The sequence below is a fragment of the Lampropedia cohaerens genome (assembly GCF_001005215.1).
Taxonomy (GTDB): Bacteria; Pseudomonadota; Gammaproteobacteria; order Burkholderiales; family Burkholderiaceae_C; genus Lampropedia; species Lampropedia cohaerens.
In genome coordinates, this window is the sequence record NZ_LBNQ01000013.1 from 1 (window position 1) to 17,133 (window position 17,133).

Annotated in this window: 13 protein-coding genes and 2 pseudogenes; 13 read left to right on the plus strand and 2 right to left on the minus strand. The window is 62.3% G+C overall.

Translation table 11 applies throughout. The features are described 5' to 3' along the window. The 8 genes and pseudogenes from AAV94_RS03070 to AAV94_RS03105 form a co-directional block, all read left to right on the plus strand. Positions 1 to 429: pseudogene (locus AAV94_RS03070) on the plus strand (IS5-like element ISPa35 family transposase); the annotation flags it as partial. Positions 430 to 587: 158 nt separating this feature from the next. Next, the gene (locus AAV94_RS03075; RefSeq protein ID WP_046740872.1) at positions 588 to 935 is read left to right on the plus strand and encodes a winged helix-turn-helix domain-containing protein; all 348 of its coding nucleotides are present in this window, start codon (positions 588 to 590) and stop codon (positions 933 to 935) included. Positions 936 to 967: 32 nt separating this feature from the next. Beyond that, positions 968 to 2,401, plus strand: coding sequence for a tRNA uridine-5-carboxymethylaminomethyl(34) synthesis GTPase MnmE (gene mnmE / locus AAV94_RS03080; RefSeq protein WP_046740873.1), 1,434 nt, complete (start codon positions 968 to 970; stop codon positions 2,399 to 2,401). 180 nt (positions 2,402 to 2,581) lie between these two features. Further along, a complete protein-coding gene (locus tag AAV94_RS03085; RefSeq protein ID WP_046740874.1) occupies positions 2,582 to 4,294 on the plus strand; it encodes a class I SAM-dependent DNA methyltransferase in 1,713 nt (570 codons plus the stop codon). Further along, entirely contained in the window at positions 4,284 to 5,591 is a 1,308-nt protein-coding gene (locus AAV94_RS03090; protein ID WP_046740875.1) for a restriction endonuclease subunit S, read from the plus strand. The genes AAV94_RS03085 and AAV94_RS03090 overlap by 11 nt, the downstream gene beginning before the upstream one ends. Beyond that, positions 5,588 to 7,003, plus strand: coding sequence for an ATP-binding protein (locus AAV94_RS03095; RefSeq protein ID WP_046740876.1), 1,416 nt, complete (start codon positions 5,588 to 5,590; stop codon positions 7,001 to 7,003). Before AAV94_RS03090 ends, AAV94_RS03095 begins: the two co-directional genes overlap by 4 nt. Positions 7,004 to 7,190: 187 nt before the next feature. After that, positions 7,191 to 7,871, plus strand: coding sequence for a virulence RhuM family protein (locus AAV94_RS03100; protein ID WP_231731199.1), 681 nt, complete (start codon positions 7,191 to 7,193; stop codon positions 7,869 to 7,871). Then, complete coding sequence (locus AAV94_RS03105; RefSeq protein WP_046740877.1) at positions 7,868 to 11,020, plus strand: type I restriction endonuclease subunit R; 3,153 nt, start codon at positions 7,868 to 7,870, stop codon at positions 11,018 to 11,020. Before AAV94_RS03100 ends, AAV94_RS03105 begins: the two co-directional genes overlap by 4 nt. A gap of 100 nt (positions 11,021 to 11,120) precedes the next feature. Here the strand turns inward: AAV94_RS03105 and AAV94_RS03110 are convergent, their stop codons facing one another. Next, on the minus strand, positions 11,121 to 11,708 hold the full coding sequence (locus tag AAV94_RS03110) for a hypothetical protein (RefSeq protein ID WP_156167959.1): 588 nt from the start codon (positions 11,706 to 11,708) through the stop codon (positions 11,121 to 11,123). A 47-nt stretch (positions 11,709 to 11,755) separates the two neighbouring features. Beyond that, a complete protein-coding gene (gene hemL, locus AAV94_RS03115; protein WP_046740924.1) occupies positions 11,756 to 13,057 on the minus strand; it encodes a glutamate-1-semialdehyde 2,1-aminomutase in 1,302 nt (433 codons plus the stop codon). Between the two features lie 275 nt (positions 13,058 to 13,332). On the opposite strand from hemL, the gene AAV94_RS03120 reads away from it, so the two are divergent. The 5 genes and pseudogenes from AAV94_RS03120 to AAV94_RS15345 all read left to right on the plus strand — a co-directional run. Continuing rightward, the gene (locus AAV94_RS03120) at positions 13,333 to 13,521 is read left to right on the plus strand and encodes a rubredoxin (protein ID WP_231731200.1); all 189 of its coding nucleotides are present in this window, start codon (positions 13,333 to 13,335) and stop codon (positions 13,519 to 13,521) included. Positions 13,522 to 13,620: 99 nt separating this feature from the next. Then, the gene (locus AAV94_RS03125; RefSeq protein ID WP_046740879.1) at positions 13,621 to 14,007 is read left to right on the plus strand and encodes a response regulator; all 387 of its coding nucleotides are present in this window, start codon (positions 13,621 to 13,623) and stop codon (positions 14,005 to 14,007) included. Positions 14,008 to 14,038: 31 nt separating this feature from the next. Then, positions 14,039 to 14,416 carry a response regulator gene (locus tag AAV94_RS03130; protein WP_046740880.1) on the plus strand — a complete coding sequence of 126 codons (378 nt, stop codon included), beginning with the start codon at positions 14,039 to 14,041 and terminating at the stop codon, positions 14,414 to 14,416. Further along, positions 14,413 to 14,973: a chemotaxis protein CheW gene (locus tag AAV94_RS03135; RefSeq protein WP_052754886.1), complete on the plus strand. Its 561-nt coding sequence runs from the start codon at positions 14,413 to 14,415 to the stop codon at positions 14,971 to 14,973. The genes AAV94_RS03130 and AAV94_RS03135 overlap by 4 nt, the downstream gene beginning before the upstream one ends. Before the next feature lie 1,121 nt (positions 14,974 to 16,094). Beyond that, positions 16,095 to 17,111, plus strand: a pseudogene (locus AAV94_RS15345) (methyl-accepting chemotaxis protein); the annotation flags it as partial. Positions 17,112 to 17,133: the final 22 nt, after the last annotated feature.

Here is a 17,133-nt window from a genome sequence, read left to right on the forward strand (position 1 = left end):
CGCATCGGCGACGCGCCGATGCTGCCTGAGCTGCTGACGCAGATCCCGGCGACTGAAGCCGTGGCGACGGTGAGCGGCGATGGTGCCTATGACACCAAGGCCTGTCATGCCGCGATTGCGGCACGCGGAGCCGCCGCCGTGATCCCGACCCGCAAGAATGCGCAGACCTGGAAAGGCAGCAGCGCGGGCGTCGAGGCTCGCAACGAAACCTTGCGATCAACCCGGCACCTGGGCCGGACGATCTGGAAGAAATGGAGTGGTTACCACCGGCGCAGCCTGGTGGAAACCAAGATGGGTTGCTTCAAGTTGCTGGGCGAGCGGGTCATGGCCCGAGATTTCGACCGCCAGGTGACGGAGCTTCAGGTGCGCGCGGCGATCCTGAACCAGTTCACGCGCTTGGGCACGCCACACACGATACGTGTGTCCTGAGCAGACTGGGGAAAGGGGTAGCTGCGCTCAGTGGGGCAATTGCGCAACAGCGCCCCCGGTAGTGAAAGATTGCAATGGGCGCTGCGCGGCAGGCCCCGTGCATCTGCCCCCCATTGTGCGACAAAGACGGTGACATCGGCGTTTGCGACAATAGCGGCATGCCTGTCTCCGTCAAGTTTCGCCTGCGCGTCTACCGTGACGACACCATTGCCATCGGCCCCGGCAAGGTGGCGCTGCTGGAAGCCATTCATGCGGCCGGTTCTATCTCTGGTGCGGCACGGCGTCTGGGCATGTCGTACCGACGTGCCTGGCTGCTGCTCGACGAGCTCAATGGCGCGCTGGCACAGCCAGCGGTCGTCACCGCAGCCGGAGGCGCGCACGGTGGCGGGGCGCGGCTGACCGAAGTGGGCGTGCAGATCATTGCCGCCTATCGTGGCGCCGAAGCCCATGCGGCCCAGGCTGCCGCCAAAGAGCTGGCACTGCTGCAAGGGCTGCTCAAGCCCTGATGGCGCCTCCCTTCTCCCTATCTCTTCTCGCCATGCCTGTCAGTGATTCCCACCCCATCGCCGCCATTGCCACCGCCAGCGGGCGTGGCGCCGTGGGCATTGTGCGCGTCTCGGGCAAAGGCCTGGCGGCCTGGGCTGAACACTGGCTGGGTCAGCCCCTCAGGCCGCGCCATGCGCACTATTTGCCGTTTCCTGACGCGCATGGCAGGCCCATCGACCATGGCCTGGCACTGTTCTTTCCGGCGCCGCACTCGTATACCGGCGAGGACGTGCTGGAGCTGCAGGCGCACGGCGGCCCCATCGTGCTGCAGATGCTGCTGGCGCGCTGCCTGGAGGTTGCCGCTGCAACCAATCCGGCCACCAGTCAGCCATGGCTGCCGGGCCTGCGGCTGGCGGAACCGGGCGAATTCACCCGCCGCGCCTTTCTCAACGACAAGATGGATCTGGCCCAGGCCGAGGCAGTGGCTGATCTGATCGACGCCAGCACCGAAAGCGCCGCGCGCAGCGCCAGCCTGTCGCTCAGCGGCGCGTTCTCGCAGGCCATCCACACCTTGCGCGACGGCTTCATCCACCTGCGCATGCTGGTCGAAGCCACGCTGGATTTTCCGGAAGAAGACATTGACTTCCTGCAGGCTGCCAACGCACGCGGTCAGCTCGCGGACTTGCGCGCCCAGCTCACTGCCATTGGCCAACGTGCCCGCCAGGGCGCGCTGCTGCGCGAGGGCCTGCGCGTGGTCATCGCCGGGCAGCCCAATGCGGGCAAAAGCTCGCTGCTCAATGCGCTGGCGGGCGCAGAACTGGCCATCGTCACCCCCATTGCCGGTACCACGCGGGACAAGGTGGAACAGACCATCCAGATCGAGGGCGTGCCGCTGCACATCATCGACACAGCTGGGCTGCGCGAGACCGACGACGAAGTCGAAAAAATCGGCGTACAGCGCGCCTGGCAGGCTGCCGAGCAGGCCCACGTTGTGCTGTTCCTGCACGACCTGACGCAGCACGGCAACTCTGTGCACCAAGCACAGGATGCCGCCATTCTCGCGCGCCTGCAAACCCTGGGCGTGCCCATCCTGCACGTGTGGAACAAGCGCGATGCCGCCGCGCCCGAAGCCGCGGCCAGCGTTGCAGCTGGCAGTGCAGATGAAGCCCCTGCGCGCACCCTGCTGCTCTCGGCCAAAAACGGCGACGGCCTGCCCGCATTGCGCCAGGCCTTGCTGCAGGCCGCCGGCCACGAAACCGTCGCCGAGGACGTCTTTACCGCCCGCGCCCGCCATCTGGAAGCACTGGCGCAAGTCGAGCACCACCTCTCCCAGGCCGAAGCCCTGCTGGACGGCCCCGCCCCCGCACTGGACCTGCTCGCCGAAGAATTGCGCCTGGCTCAGCTCGCCCTCAACCGCATCACCGGCGAATTCGGCGCGGATGATTTGCTGGGGGTGATCTTTTCCAGCTTCTGCATCGGGAAATAACCCAACCCCTTCGCCACTGCCGCGCATTTCAGCCAGTCATGCTCTGCCGCTGATGGCGCGCTGCTGGTGACAAAATGTCAACCAACGCCCAGGGCAGGGTTTGCCCCGCATTCCTTGGGCTGGAACGCGCCGGCGGACGAGTCCTGCGCATGACCAACGTCTTTCGCGTTACGCCAAACCATGAAACCCATTGAACAAGCATTCTTCAACGATCTGGAAAAGAAGCTCTGGACCGCCGCCGACAAGCTGCGCTCCAACCTCGACGCCGCCGTGTACAAGCACGTCGTGCTCGGGCTGATCTTCCTCAAGTACGTCTCCGATGCCTTCGAGGAGCGGCAGCGCGAACTGCGCGAGCAGTTCACCAATCCAGACCATGACTACTACATGGACCCAGCCGACTACGGCGGCGCAGGCACTGCAGAGTACGAAGAAAACATCGTCTACGAGCTGGAGCAGCGCGACTACTACACCGAGAAGAACGTCTTCTGGGTGCCGGTGGAAGCGCGCTGGCAGACCCTGCGCGATTGCGCGCAACTGCCACCCGGCGCAGAACTACCCTGGAGCGCACCGGGCAAGACCACGCCCGAGAAAATGCGCGCCGTCGGCTGGCTGATCGACAACGCCATGGAAGCTGTCGAGCGCGAGAATCCGCCGCTCAAGGACGTGCTCAACAAAGACTTCGCACGCACCCAGATCGCCTCGGAAAAGCTGGCCGAGCTCATCGCCCTGTTTTCCGACACCGACTTTGCCGCCAAAGCCTACAAAGGCCAGCCCCTCAAGCTTGACGCCAAGGACATCCTCGGCCACGTCTACGAGTACTTTCTTGGCCAGTTCGCCCTGGCCGAAGGCAAGAAGGGCGGCCAGTACTACACGCCCAAGAGCATCGTCACCCTCATCGTCGAAATGCTGCAGCCCTTCAAGGGCCGCATCTACGACCCGGCCATGGGCTCCGGCGGCTTCTTCGTGCAAAGCGAAGCCTTCATCGAACGCCACGCCGGGCAGATCAAGAATGGCAAGCGCGACATCAGCGTCTACGGGCAGGAAAGCAACCCCACCACCTGGCGACTGGCCGCGATGAACATGGCCATCCGCGGCATCGACTTCAACTTCGGCGGTGGCCCGGCAGATACCCTGCTCAACGACCTGCACCCGGACCTGCGCGCCGACTACGTGATGGCCAACCCACCGTTCAACATGAAGGAATGGTGGAACGAAAAACTGGCGGGCGACCCCCGCTGGATCGCTGGTACGCCGCCGCAGGGCAACGCCAACTTCGCCTGGTTGCAGCACATGCTCTGGCACCTGGCGCCCACCGGCAGCATGGCGCTGCTGCTGGCCAACGGCTCCATGAGTTCCAACACCGGTGGCGAAGGCGAAATCCGCAAGCGGCTGATCGAGGACGACTATGTCGAGTGCATGGTCGCGCTACCGGGCCAGTTGTTCACCAACACCCAGATTCCGGCCTGCATCTGGTTCCTGACCCGCGACAAGCAGAACGGCTTTGCGCTGGACAAGAAGAAGCGCGACCGGCGCGGCGAATTCCTGTTCATCGACGCCCGCCAGATGGGCTACATGAAAGACCGAGTGCTGCGCGACTTCACGCCTGACGACATCCGGAAAATCGCCGAGACCTTCCATGCCTGGCAGCAGGGCGAGGGATATGAGGATGTGCCCGGTTTTTGCCATTCCGCCAAGCTGGACGACATCCGCAAGCATGAGCATGTGCTGACGCCGGGGCGGTACGTGGGCGCGGCAGAGCAGGAAGACGACGGCGAACCCTTTGCCGAGAAGATGCAGCGACTGACCGCGCAGCTGGCTGAGCAGTTTGCGGAAAGTGCGAAGCTGGAAGCGGAGATCAGGAAGAATTTGGCGGGGTTGGGGTATGCGCTCTGATTGGATAGATACGACGCTTGGGGATTTTGCTCCGTTTAATTATGGAAAAGCACTTCCCGAACGAGACCGAGTTCCGGGCGATGTTCCTGTTATCAGCTCGGCGGGAGTGACTGGAGTACACGCTGAGGCTTTCGTGCAGAGCGCGGGTATCGTAATCGGCCGTAAGGGAACTGTAGGGCGCATCACACTGTGTATGACGCCATTCTGGCCTATTGATACCGCCTTCTATATTCACGATGAACCTCAAAAAAGAGATATTCGCTTCACGTATTATTTGCTCCAGACGCTCGGACTGGATCAAATGAATTCTGACAGTGCCGTTCCTGGGTTAAATCGCGATAATGCGCACGCGTTACCTATTAGTATTCCGGCAACAGTGAAAGAACAATCTCAAATATCCAACATTCTTTCTACCCTGGATGAGAAAATCGACCTCAACCGCCGCATCAACCAAACCCTTGAAGCCATGGCGCAAGCCATCTTCAAATCCTGGTTTGTCGATTTCGACCCGGTAAAGGCCAAGATCGCTGCCATCGAACAAGGCCAGGACCCACTGCGCGCCGCCATGCGCGCCATCAGCGGCAAGACCGACGCCGAACTCGACCAGATGCCCCGCGAGCACCACGACCAACTCGCCGCCACCGCCGCGCTGTTTCCTGATGCCATGCAGGATTCGGAGTTGGGGGAGATTCCGAAGGGGTGGGCAGTTGGAACATTGGCCGACCTGTGTCATTTGAACCCTGAAAGCTGGAGTGCTAGAACCCTGCCCGATATAGTTCGGTATGTGGATTTAGCCAATGCTAAAGGAGGAGAAATTTCAGAGGTAAAAAGCATTGGAGGAAAAGACATTCCAAGCCGAGCCAGGAGAATCTTGCGGTATGGGGACACCATTGTCGGTACGGTACGGCCGGGCAACCGATCTTTTGCCTTGATTGGTGAAGATGGTTTGACGGGAAGCACAGGGTTTGCTGTGCTACGACCAAAGTCAGCGCATTGGCTAGAGTTTGTTCATCTTGTAGCAACCTCCGAAGCCAATATTGAGCGCTTGGCTCATTTGGCAGATGGTGGTGCATATCCTGCTGTACGCCCTGAAATTGTGATTCAGGAAGATGTGGTAATTCCTGCGGAATCTATCGTACAAGCATTTAGTCAAAACGTAAAACCGCTGTTTGCCAAAATTCAAAAAAATAGAAAAAGTGCAATATCTCTCGCCGAGCTCCGCGACACCCTCCTCCCCAAACTCCTTTCCGGTGAGCTGTTGGTAGCTGATCTCGATAAGGGGGCTTTGGTGCCATGACCATTACGCCCGAGCAAATCGACCTTTGGCGCAGCAGTGCTTCGGAGACTCAGAATCTGGAGTTCAAAGAAGCCAAGAATCAGTACGACACCAAAAAGTTGTGCCGCTATTGCGTGGCCATTGCCAATGAAGGTGGCGGGCATCTGGTTCTGGGGGTGGCTGATAGGCCGCCGCGTGCCGTAGTCGGCAGCGAGGCTTTTCCCGATACACAGGATATTGCCGAGAAGCTGTTCCAGTGGCTGGGTTTTCGTGTGGATGTGGAGGCGGTGACGCATCCCGATGGGCGGGTGGTGGTGTTCATCATTCCCGCGCGGCCCAAAGGCACTGCCTATCACTATGATGGCGCCTATCTGATGCGTTCCGGCGAGGATTTGGTTCCGATGAGTGAGGACCAGTTACGCCGTATCTTTGCCGAAGGGCAACCTGACTGGCTGGAGTTTCCTGCACTCCAAAATGTGTCAGCACAGGATGTGGTGCAGTTGTTGGATACCCAGACGTTCTTCGATCTGCTGCAGTTGCCCTACCCCACCGACCAGACAGGCGTGTTGGCGCGATTGCTGGGTGAACGGCTGATTGTGCGCAATAGCCATGGGCCGGGTTTCGACATCCTCAACATGGGCGCGGTCTTGCTGGCCAAGAGCTTGCGCAGCTTTTCTGGCATCAGTCGCAAGGCGGCGCGAGTCATTGTCTACGCGGGTGAATCCAAGCTACAGACTTTGTCCGATGTGACGGGTGAGAAAGGCTATGCCGTCGGGTTTGCGGGCTTGGTTCAGTATGTGATGGGCAGGTTGCCGCAGAACGAGGTGATTGAGGGGGCGCTCCGAAAGGAGGTCAAGCTTGTGCCGGAGGTGGTGATCCGCGAGTTGTTGGCCAATGCCTTGATCCATCAGGACTTCGAGGTGGGGGGCGCATCACCAACGGTGGAGGTGTTCTCCAATCGCGTGGAGATTGCCAACCCTGGCGAGCCGGTTGTACCGGTCGAGCGGTTCATCGATGGTTACCAGTCACGCAATGAGCGGTTGGCCGATCTGATGCGCCGGTTCGGTGTGTGCGAGGAGAAAAGCAGTGGCATTGATCGGGTGATTGAGGCAGCGGAGCTGATGCAGTTGCCCGCGCCAGAGTTCCTGACCGGTCACAAGCGAACCATTGTGGTGATCCATGGACCGCGCTCGTTTCGTGACATGAATGGCAGTGATCGCGTGCGGGCGTGCTATCAGCATTGTGTGCTGCAGTACGTGCTGCGCAAGCAGATGACCAATCAGTCCTTGCGCGGGCGATTCGGTTTGTCCGAGGGGAGCAGCAATACGGTATCGCAGATCATCACCGCGACCATCGAGCAAGGATTGATCAAGAACGACCCCAACGCCCCGGACTCGCGGCGTTATGCCAGGTACATTCCGGCATGGGCTTGAGCTATTTCACCGCAAACGGATTCATGCACCAAAGCCGTGAGTATGTCATTGATTTAAAAAGAATTTTTCATTTCATCGCAAATCGAAGATGGCGACGTCAGGCTGTCCGAATGAACGGAAGTTCCTGCATGCTGCTGCACAACGGATGCGCTGCTGGTGAATCCAGTTATAGGTCTATGAGATATCCATGAGCCAACTCAACTTCTTCGAACAAGCCAACCAGCCAGTGGAAGTCCGGCTGGAAGGCGAAACTGTCTGGCTGAGCCAGGCACAGATGGCCGAACTGTTCGACACCTCAACAGACAACATCAGTCTGCACCTGAAAAACATCTATCGAGACGGGGAGTTGGGGGAATCAGCAACCACCGAGGATTTCTCGGTAGTTCGTCAGGAAGGCTCCCGTCACGTGCGGCGCAAGCTCAAGCATTACAACCTTGATGCCATCATTTCTGTTGGCTATCGCGTCAGCTCCACCAGGGCCACGCGCTTTCGCCAATGGGCCACCCGCGTACTGCGCCAGCATCTGGTGGAAGGCTACACGCTCAACCAGATGCGCCTGCAGGAGCGCGGCATTGAGTTCGAGCAGGCGGTCGCCTTGCTGTCGCGCACACTGCAGAACCAGCAACTGGTGACGGACGAAGGCCGTGCCGTGCTGCAGGTCATCGGCGACTACGCCCGCAGCTGGAGCCTGCTGCAGGCCTACGACGAGCAGCGCCTGGCCGAGCAGACGGCACGCCAGCAGGGGATGCAGCCACTGGCGTTGGACGATGTGCCGGTGGCCGAGAGCCTGCCTGCGCAGAAAGATCGGATGGTGCGGCTGATTGAGCATTTCGTGCTGCTCAAGGCCGATGAAGGAGCAATGCAATGAGTATCACGGAACAGCAGCTGGAAACCGCCGCCATCGGCTGGTTCGGTGAACTGGGCTGGCAGTATGCCAACGGCCCGGACATCGCACCCGACAGCGACCACCCCGCCCGTACCGATTACCGCCAGGTAGTGCTGCGCGAACACCTGCTGGCAGCGCTTGCGCACATCAATCCGCAGATTCCCGCTGCGGCGCTCGAACAGGCCGCGCATGAGCTACTGACAATCAGCGAGCCGTTGCTGATCGCCCGCAACCGGCGCATGCATCGGCTGCTGCTATCCGGTGTGACGGTGGAGTTTGCTGAAGGTGAAGGCAAGAAAACCGATCTGGTGCAGTTCATCGACTTTGCCAACCCGGCGAACAATGACTTCCTGCTGATCAGCCAGTTCACCGTAACCGGCACCAAGCAGCCACGCCGCCCGGATCTGGTGGCTTTCGTCAACGGCCTGCCGCTAGCGGTGATTGAGCTAAAGAATCCGGCCAACGAACAGACCGACATCTGGGATGCCTTCAACCAGATTCAGACCTACAAGGACGAAATCGGCGACCTGTTCAACACCAATGTGGCCGTGGTGGTCAGCGATGGGTTCACGGCGCGGCTGGGTTCGCTCACGGCCAACCAGGAACGCATGATGCCCTGGCGGGCGATTGCCAATGAGGACGACCGCCCATTGCTGGAGCTAGAGCTGGAAACCTTGGTGCGCGGTTTCTTCGCGCCGGCGCTGTTTCTCGACTATGTGCGCCACTTCGTGCTGTTCGAGCAGGATGGCGGCCAGATCATCAAGAAAATTGCCGGTTACCACCAGTTCCATGCCGTGCGCGAGGCGGTCAGGGCCACGGTGATTGCTGCCAGCACGCCGAGCAAGGGCGTGCTGGAGGTGCAGGAGCCACGCGCCACCTATGGCAAGGAGGTGCAGCCCGGCAGCCGCAAGGCCGGTGTGGTGTGGCATACGCAGGGCTCGGGCAAGAGCATTACCATGGCCTGCTATGCGGGCAAGCTGTTGCAGCAGCCAGAGATGAAGAACCCCACGCTGGTGGTCGTGACCGACCGCAACGATCTGGATGGGCAGTTGTTCGCCACCTTCTGCGCCGCCGAGGACCTGCTGCGGCAGACGCCGGTGCAGGCCGGCAGCCGCGAGGAACTGCGGCAAATGCTCGCCTCGCGCGAGGCGGGCGGCATCATCTTCACCACGGTGCAGAAGTTTGCTTTGCTGGAGGATGAGGCGCAGCACCCACTGCTGTCGGATCGCAGCAATATCGTGGTGATCTCCGACGAGGCGCACCGCAGCCAATACGGCATGAAGGGGCGGCTGGACACCAAGACCGGCAAGTACGTCTTCGGCTATGCCAAGCACCTGCGCGATGCCCTGGCCAATGCCACCTTCATCGGCTTTACCGGCACGCCGATTGCGCTGGAAGACAAGGACACGCGCGCGGTGTTTGGCGATTACGTCAGCATCTACGACATCCAGGATGCAGTTCATGACGGCGCCACGGTGCCCATTCTGTATGAAAGCCGCCTGGCCAAGCTGGACGTGAACCAGGCCGAGATCGATGCCCTCAATGCCAAGGTCGAGGAGATCGTCGAGGACGAGGAAGACCTCAGCGCCCGTGAGAAAACCAAGAGCGACTGGGCGCAGCTGGCCCGTCTGGTTGGCGCCAAGCCGCGCATCGAGCAGGTGGCCGCCGATCTGGTGCAGCATTTCGAGACGCGCACCGCCACGCTGGAAGGCAAGGCAATGATCGTCTGCATGAGCCGCGACATCTGCGCCGAGCTGTACAACGCCATCGTCGCGTTGCGCCCGGACTGGCACGATGCCGACCCGGAAAAAGGTGCCATCAAGGTGGTCATGACCGGTTCGGCCGCGGACAAGCCCTTGCTGCAGCCGCACCTGTACAGCCAGCAGGTGAAGAAACGCCTGGAAAAGCGCTTCAAGGACCCGGACGACCCATTGAAGCTGGTGATCGTGCGCGACATGTGGCTCACCGGTTTCGACGCGCCTTGCTGCCACACCATGTACATCGACAAACCGATGAAAGGGCACAACCTGATGCAGGCCATTGCGCGCGTCAACCGGGTGTTTCGCGACAAACCGGGCGGGCTGGTGGTGGACTACATTGGCATCGGCAATGAACTGAAAGCAGCGCTCAAGACTTACGCCGAATCCAAAGGCCGGGGTGAGCCGGTACACGATGCCGGCGAAGCCCTAGCCGTGCTGCTCGAAAAGCTGGACATCGTGCGCGGGCTGATGCACGGCTTTGATTACAGCGCCTTCGAGACCCATGCCATGCAACTGCTGGTGCCGGTGGCCAACCATCTTCTGGGCTTGAAGGATGGCAAGCAGCGCTTTCTCGATGCCATGCTGGGCGTGAGCAAGGCGTTTGCGCTGTGCAGCACGCTGGACGAGGCGGCGGCGCTGCGCACCGAGATCGCGTTCTTTTCCGCAGTGCGCGCGGCCATCGTCAAGTCCACCACGGTGGACCGCAAGCGTGCCGATGCGCACAAGCACAGCGCACTCAAGCAGATTCTCGACAACGCCATCGTGGCAGACGGCGTGGCGGACGTCTTCGCCCTCGCTGGCTTGGACAAGCCCAACATCGGCCTGCTTTCAGACGAGTTTCTGGAAGATGTGCGGCAGATGAAGAGCCGAAACCTGGCGGTGGAACTGCTGGAAAAACTGCTGCGCGACGAGATCAAGGCCCGCGTGCGCGGCAACGTGGTGCAGGAGAAGAAATACGGCGACCGCCTGCTGGAAACCCTGCGCAAGTACCACAACCGGGCGGTGGAAACCGCGCAGGTCATCGAAGAACTCATCCAGATGGCCAAGGACTTCCAGGCCGCGCTGCAACGCGACGCCGCGCTGGGCCTGAACCCCGATGAGATCGCCTTCTACGATGCCCTGGCCAACAACGAAAGCGCGGTGCGCGAACTGGGCGACGATACCCTGAAGAAGATCGCCGTCGAGATCACCGAGAAGCTGCGCAATAGCACCACAGTGGATTGGCAACAGCGCGCGAGCGTGCGTGCCAAGCTGCGGATTCTGGTGCGGCGCACGCTGCAGAAATGGAAATACCCGCCCGACAAGCAACCGGATGCCGTGGAGCTGGTGCTCAAGCAGGCCGAGGCGTTGTCGGATGCGTGGACGCGGTGATCAGCATTGAGAGCAGGAACATGCGGTGCCGGCCAGCGCTGCGCGAAATCGTTCGGGGACCTGTGAGGGGGCGACTGTGTGGCCATGTCGGCGTGGCCTTTTAGTGCTGCACGGCAATGACCTTGTAATACGCCTTGGACCCGCCAAGCAAAGAGGGGTAGCTGCGCCATTGCGCCTGCGCCGGATCACCGATGGCGACGGATGGATCGACGCTGTTCTTGGCAATCTGGATGTGACCAACCGATCTGCCATGTGTGTCAAAGCACCACCTGCCATCTCTTTCGGCCATGCGATTATTGGTGGGACTGCGCCCGCGAGATGCGATGCAGTAGGTGCGTTGCACGGAGACGATCTGGTCCATGGCGGGACCACGCATCCAGGCCATCAGGCGGTCCGCTGCCATCAGCAACAGCAGGCAGGCCAGCAGCGTGCATACGGGTTGGGCCCAATGCAGAAACTTCTGCAATTGTGCAGCGTCACTGGCGCGTTGCAATAGATGGCGGCTGCGAACCCCGGCATAGGCCAGTCCACCGAGTCCTCCCAGAATGAGCGCCACCGGCCAGGGAGCCGCCAGCCACCATCGGCTGGTGCTCATTGGCAGCAGTTCGCAAATGGCCCATGCAGACAGCATGGCGGGCATCCAGAATCTGTGCAGGTGCTCGGGAAGCTTCATGGCCATTTGGGGCATGGTGGGTGCAACGGAATCGTTGGACGAGCCACGAACCGCAAGGCATGTTATCCGTTGGCCATTTCCGCAAACGTCTCACGTGCCGCGTCAACCGTGTCGGCCACATCCTGCTCGGAATGCGCGGCACTGACAAAGCCCGCTTCGTACAGGGCAGGGGCGAAGTAGATGCCGCGGCGCAACATACCGTGGAAGAAGCGGTTGAACAGCGTGCCGTCCGTCTTCAACACCTCGCGGTAGTTCTGCGGCAGTGTGGGCAGCAGGAAGAAGCCGAACAGGCCCCCTTCGCTGTCGACGCGCATGGCAATGCCCGCTGCCTGCGCGGCATTCTGCAGGCCGGTGGTGAGCTGGCGGGTGCGGGCGGCCAGCTGGTCGTGAAACCCCGGTTGCTGGATCAGCCGCAGCGTGGCCAGACCGCAGGCAGTCGCCACCGGGTTGCCCGACAGTGTGCCGGCCTGATAGACCGCGCCCTGCGGCGCCAGCTGCTCCATGACGGCACGCGGCCCGCCGAATGCAGCCAGCGGCATGCCGCCGCCAATCACCTTGCCCAGCACCGTGAGATCAGGCGCAAAGCCCTCGATCGCCTGCGCATACAGGCTTTGCGCGCCGCCCAGCGCGACGCGAAAGCCCGTCATCACCTCGTCGATGATGAGCAGTGCACCAGCGGTGCGGGTAAGCCGGCGCGCGGCGGCCATGAATGGCACGCTGGCGCGCACGAAGTTCATGTTGCCTGCGATCGGCTCCATGATGACGCAGGCGATGTCGCTGCCGAAGCGCGCGAAGGCCTCTTCCAGCTGCTGGACATTGTTGTATTCCAGCACCAGTGTGTCCTGCACCACCTCCGGTGGCACACCGGCACTGGTGGCGTGTCCAAAGGTCGCCAGGCCCGAGCCGGCCTTGACCAGCAGGGCGTCGGCATGGCCGTGGTAGCAGCCCTCGAACTTGATGATCTTGCTGCGGCCGGTGGCACCGCGCGCCAGGCGGATGGCACTCATGCTGGCTTCGGTGCCGGAGTTGACCAGCCGCACCATTTCCATCGAGGGCATGAGCCGCAGGATCTCTTCGACCAGCGCGATTTCGCGCTCGGTCGGCGCGCCAAAGGACAGGCCCTCATCCACGGCCGCATGCACCGCCTCCCGCACCTGCGGGTGGCCATGGCCGAGGATCATGGGGCCCCAGGAGCCGATGTAATCGATGTAGCGCTTGCCATCGGCATCCCACATGTAGGCGCCCTGCGCGCGCGTGATGAAGGCGGGTGTGCCACCCACCGCCTTGAAGGCGCGCACCGGCGAGTTGACGCCTCCGGGGATGCTGCGCTGAGCGCGTTCAAAGAGAATGGAGTTCTGGGTCATGGAGGGAGACTGGTTGCTGGCCGCCACTTGCGGCACGGTGGTGTGAAACAGGTTCTGAAATCTGTATGTCGCATTATCTTGCGCTCGCCAGTGATCTGCTGCGCCGCATGCCGGTGAAGCTTTCCCGAGCGTTTTACACCGATCGCGTTGGCAATCGGGCGCGAAGCTGATACAAATGCATACAATCGTTGCGATGTCGGCGTAAGACGCGGAAATTGCTAGGGTCCACCGCTGCGCAGGATGGGGCGGCGACAATGGCGTTTTGAGGCAACGCGATGACCGAGATGGAGAATGTGGAGTTTTCGACCTGGATGTGCCTGTCCTGCGGCTGGATTTATGACGAGGCGGCGGGAGATCCCGAGCACGGCCTGCCACCTGGCACGCGCTGGGCGGATGTGCCCATGAACTGGACATGCCCGGAGTGTGGCGCGCGCAAGGATGATTTTGAGATGGTGGCAATTTGATAGGCAGATCGTGAGGCTGCCGGTGGCGCGAGCGGGTTTGCGGTGATCGGCAGACCGTGCGCCGCCTGAGGCTCGCGCCATTTGCAACAAGGTAATGACATGAATGACCGCGCAAATGCCACCAGGGTGCTGGTGGTGGACGACAGCAACACCATTCGCCGCAGTGCCGAGATTTTTCTCAAGCAGGGTGGCTATGAGGTATTGCTGGCCGAGGATGGTTTCGACGCCCTGTCCAAGGTCAACGACTATGAGCCGGACCTGATTTTCTGCGACATCCTGATGCCCAAGCTGGATGGCTACCAGACCTGCGCCATCATCAAGCGCAATCCCAAGTTTTCCAACACGCCGGTCATCATGCTCTCGTCCAAGGATGGATTCTTCGACAAGGCGCGCGGGCGCATGGTTGGCAGTGAGGACTACCTCACCAAACCGTTTACCAAGGACCAGTTGCTCAAGGCGGTGCAGGCATTCATTGCCACGACTTGATCCCTGGCCCACAATCGATTGAGGCAGAACAATGACGATCCAAAAAGTGCTGGTGGTGGACGATTCGCGCACCGAACAGGTTTATCTGACCGAGCTGCTGCAGCGCCAGGGCATGCAGGTGCGCACCGCCAGCAACGCGGAGGAAGCGCTGCAGATTCTGGCGCAGGAGCGCCCGGACCTGATCCTGATGGACGTGGTCATGCCCGGCAAGAACGGCTTTCAGCTCACGCGCACCATCACCCGCAATCCCGCATACGCAGACATTCCCATCATCATGTGTACCAGCAAGGGCCAGGAGACTGACAAAGTCTGGGGCCTGCGCCAGGGCGCGCGCGGCTACCTGGTCAAGCCCGTCAACCCCCAGGATCTGCAGAGCGTCATCGGCACGCTGGCCGAGGGGCAGGTGTGAGCACGACCGAGACCGCAGCCGCAGCCGCGCCGACGCCGGATGACGCGCACCTGCAGGCGCGCCTGGCCAAGCGCCTGCGCGAAGTCGACCGTGGCGAGCGCGCCATCGCAGCGTGGATGGGGGTGCGGATTGGCGCGCGGACGCTGCTGATCCCGCTCAGCCATGCTTCGGAGCTGATGCCGGGCCAGCGTCCGACGCCCGTGCCCTACACGCAACCGTGGTTTCTGGGGCTGGTGAACTGTCGCGGCGAACTGGCGGGCGTGATCGATCTGGCGGCTTACATCGACCCCGAGACGCCGCCGCGGCACGCCCAATCTTTTGGCCAGACGCGGCTGCTGACCTTCAATCCTGCGCTGGAGATCAACGCGGCACTGGTGATTGACCACATGGCTGGCCTCAAGAGCCAAGGCGACTTCGTGCAGGCCTATGCGCCGCGCTCGGACAACCCCTGGCCATTTCTCGGCAACTTCTACATTGACCGGGATGGCACGACCTGGCAGGAGCTGAACTTGCAGCGCCTGAGTGAGGATCCGCGTTTCATCTCCATCGGCCTTTGAATGCTGGAACCACGTGAATGACAAACCTTTCAACAACCGTGAGCGATAGCGCCAATTCCTTGTTGGCGCAGGCCGTGCAGCGCGAGCCGGCGGACACTGCTGCACGCCAGGCCAGCAGCCAGGACCCCGCCGCCGAGGACGCCCAGCAACCGGTAGCCCTGCCCCTGCTCGGTACTGCTGCGCTTAGCACACATGTGCTGCGCATGCGCCTGACGTTGCTGCTGGGTGTGGTGCTGCTCGTGCTGGGCGCGGCGCTGGGCATCTGGCAATCCCAGCGTGTGGGCAGTCTGTACGAGGCGGGCACAGAGGCGGCCATGCAGGCGCATCGCGTCTCGACGGCGGCGGCGCAGGCCTTGCAGGGCCATGCGCCGGCGGTGCCGGAGACGGTCACGCACGCACAGGCACTGGCGCAGCAGCTCGATGTGCTCGCCCAGGCGGATGCCGACGAGGGCGGGCTGGCTGCCGTGGCCCAGCGCGGCGCGCAGATCCGCTCGCTGGCGCAGGTGCTGCAGCAGCATCGCAGCGCATTGCTGGCGCGCGATGCGGCGTTTGCCAAGCTCCAGCAGGCGGCAGCCGACGCGCAGCCAGCGCTGCAGCAGGGCGCGGGCGGCGACGCTGCGCCAGGCGAGCTGCTGCAGTTGCAGCTTGCGCTGCAGGCCACAGGAGGCGCTGCCCAGCGCCTGGCGCAGGCGCACACCCTGATGCCGGAAGATTTCCCGCCCATGCTGGCCGCACTTGCGACCGCCGAGCAGGCGGCAGCCCAGCTCAGCCAGCGCGCGGGCACTGCGCAACTGCGCGAACTGGCGACGCAGCTGCGTCCGCAGCTTGAGGACGCGCGGCTGGCCATGCTGGCGCTGCAGGAAGGGGTGCAGGAGCCCAATCTTGCCCGCGATGCGCTGCAGAAGCTGCATGACCAGGCGCAGGGCCTGGTGCAGCCCTTGCAGGCAGCCAAGGATGCGCTGGTCGCAAGGCTTGGCTGGCAATGGTGGCAGATCGCACTGAGCCTGGCCGGCGTTGCACTGATGGCGTTGGCCGGCTGGCTGCTGGCGCTGGCCTACATCCGCAGCAGCCAGGCCGGGCTGGCGCAGGCGCGCCAGCTGCAGGCGGCCACGCAGACGCGCGAGCAGGATGCCAAGCGCCTCAACGATGCCAACCAGGCGGCGATTCTGCGCCTGATGAACGAGCTGCTGCTGATCGCCGAAGGCGACCTGACGCAGGAGGCCACGGTGACCGAGGACATCACTGGTGCCATTGCCGACTCGGTCAACTACACCATCGAGGAGCTGCGCCAGCTGGTTGCCAGCGTGCAGGAGTCGGCCAACCGGGTCACCCGCACAACCATGGCAGTGGATGCGACCTCCACCGAGCTGTTGGCCGCGTCGACCGAGCAGCTGCGCGAAATCCGCGACACTGGCAACGCCATTCTGGAGATGGCGCGTCGCATCAACGCGATTTCCGACCAGGCGCAGCGCTCGGCCCAGGTGGCGCAGCAGTCGCGCGAGGCGGCCTCGGCAGGTCTGCAGGCTGTGCAGGACTCCATCGGCGGTATGAACGCCATCCGCACGCAAATCCAGGACTCCTCCAAGCGCATCAAGCGGCTGGGTGAGTCGTCGCAGGAGATTGGTGAGATCACCGAGCTGATTTCCGACATCACCGAACAGACCAACGTGCTGGCACTCAATGCCGCCATTCAGGCCGCGTCCGCCGGCGAGGCCGGGCGGGGCTTCTCCGTCGTGGCGGAGGAGGTGCAACGGTTGGCCGAGCGCTCGGCCGATGCCACCCGCAAGATTGCCGAGCTGGTGCGCACCATTCAGAGCGACACGCAGGATGCTGTGGTGGCCATGGAGCGCTCCACCGAAGGCGTGGTGGAAGGCGCCTCGCTGGCCGACCGCGCCGGCGCGCAGCTGACCGAGATTGATGCCATCTCGCGTCAGCTGGCCCAGCAAGTCGAGGCGATCTCGGCCGTGGCCGTCAATGAGGCGCAGCAGGCCAACCGCGTGGCCGAGAACATCCAGCACATCTTCGCCGTGACCGAGCAGACCAGCGATGGCACGCGCAACACGGCCCAGCAGGTGCGTGAGCTCTCCAAGATTGCGCAGGAGCTGCTGCAATCGATTTCACGCTTCAAAATCCAATAGGGCGCCATGCGTGCGGGCTGCC

Bases quoted from the DNA above. Each gene is read 5' to 3' on its own strand.
- AAV94_RS03095 (WP_046740876.1), top strand. From the start codon at position 5,588: ATGACCATTACGCCCGAGCAAATCGACCTTTGGCGCAGCAGTGCTTCG.
- mnmE (WP_046740873.1), top strand. From the start codon at position 968: ATGCCTGTCAGTGATTCCCACCCCATCGCCGCCATTGCCACCGCCAGC.
- AAV94_RS03125 (WP_046740879.1), top strand. From the start codon at position 13,621: ATGAATGACCGCGCAAATGCCACCAGGGTGCTGGTGGTGGACGACAGC.
- AAV94_RS03075 (WP_046740872.1), top strand. From the start codon at position 588: ATGCCTGTCTCCGTCAAGTTTCGCCTGCGCGTCTACCGTGACGACACC.
- AAV94_RS03120 (WP_231731200.1), top strand. From the start codon at position 13,333: ATGACCGAGATGGAGAATGTGGAGTTTTCGACCTGGATGTGCCTGTCC.
- AAV94_RS03090 (WP_046740875.1), top strand. From the start codon at position 4,284: ATGCGCTCTGATTGGATAGATACGACGCTTGGGGATTTTGCTCCGTTT.
- AAV94_RS03130 (WP_046740880.1), top strand. From the start codon at position 14,039: ATGACGATCCAAAAAGTGCTGGTGGTGGACGATTCGCGCACCGAACAG.
- AAV94_RS03110 (WP_156167959.1), bottom strand. From the start codon at position 11,708: ATGCCCCAAATGGCCATGAAGCTTCCCGAGCACCTGCACAGATTCTGG.
- AAV94_RS03085 (WP_046740874.1), top strand. From the start codon at position 2,582: ATGAAACCCATTGAACAAGCATTCTTCAACGATCTGGAAAAGAAGCTC.
- AAV94_RS03105 (WP_046740877.1), top strand. From the start codon at position 7,868: ATGAGTATCACGGAACAGCAGCTGGAAACCGCCGCCATCGGCTGGTTC.
- AAV94_RS03100 (WP_231731199.1), top strand. From the start codon at position 7,191: ATGAGCCAACTCAACTTCTTCGAACAAGCCAACCAGCCAGTGGAAGTC.
- hemL (WP_046740924.1), bottom strand. From the start codon at position 13,057: ATGACCCAGAACTCCATTCTCTTTGAACGCGCTCAGCGCAGCATCCCC.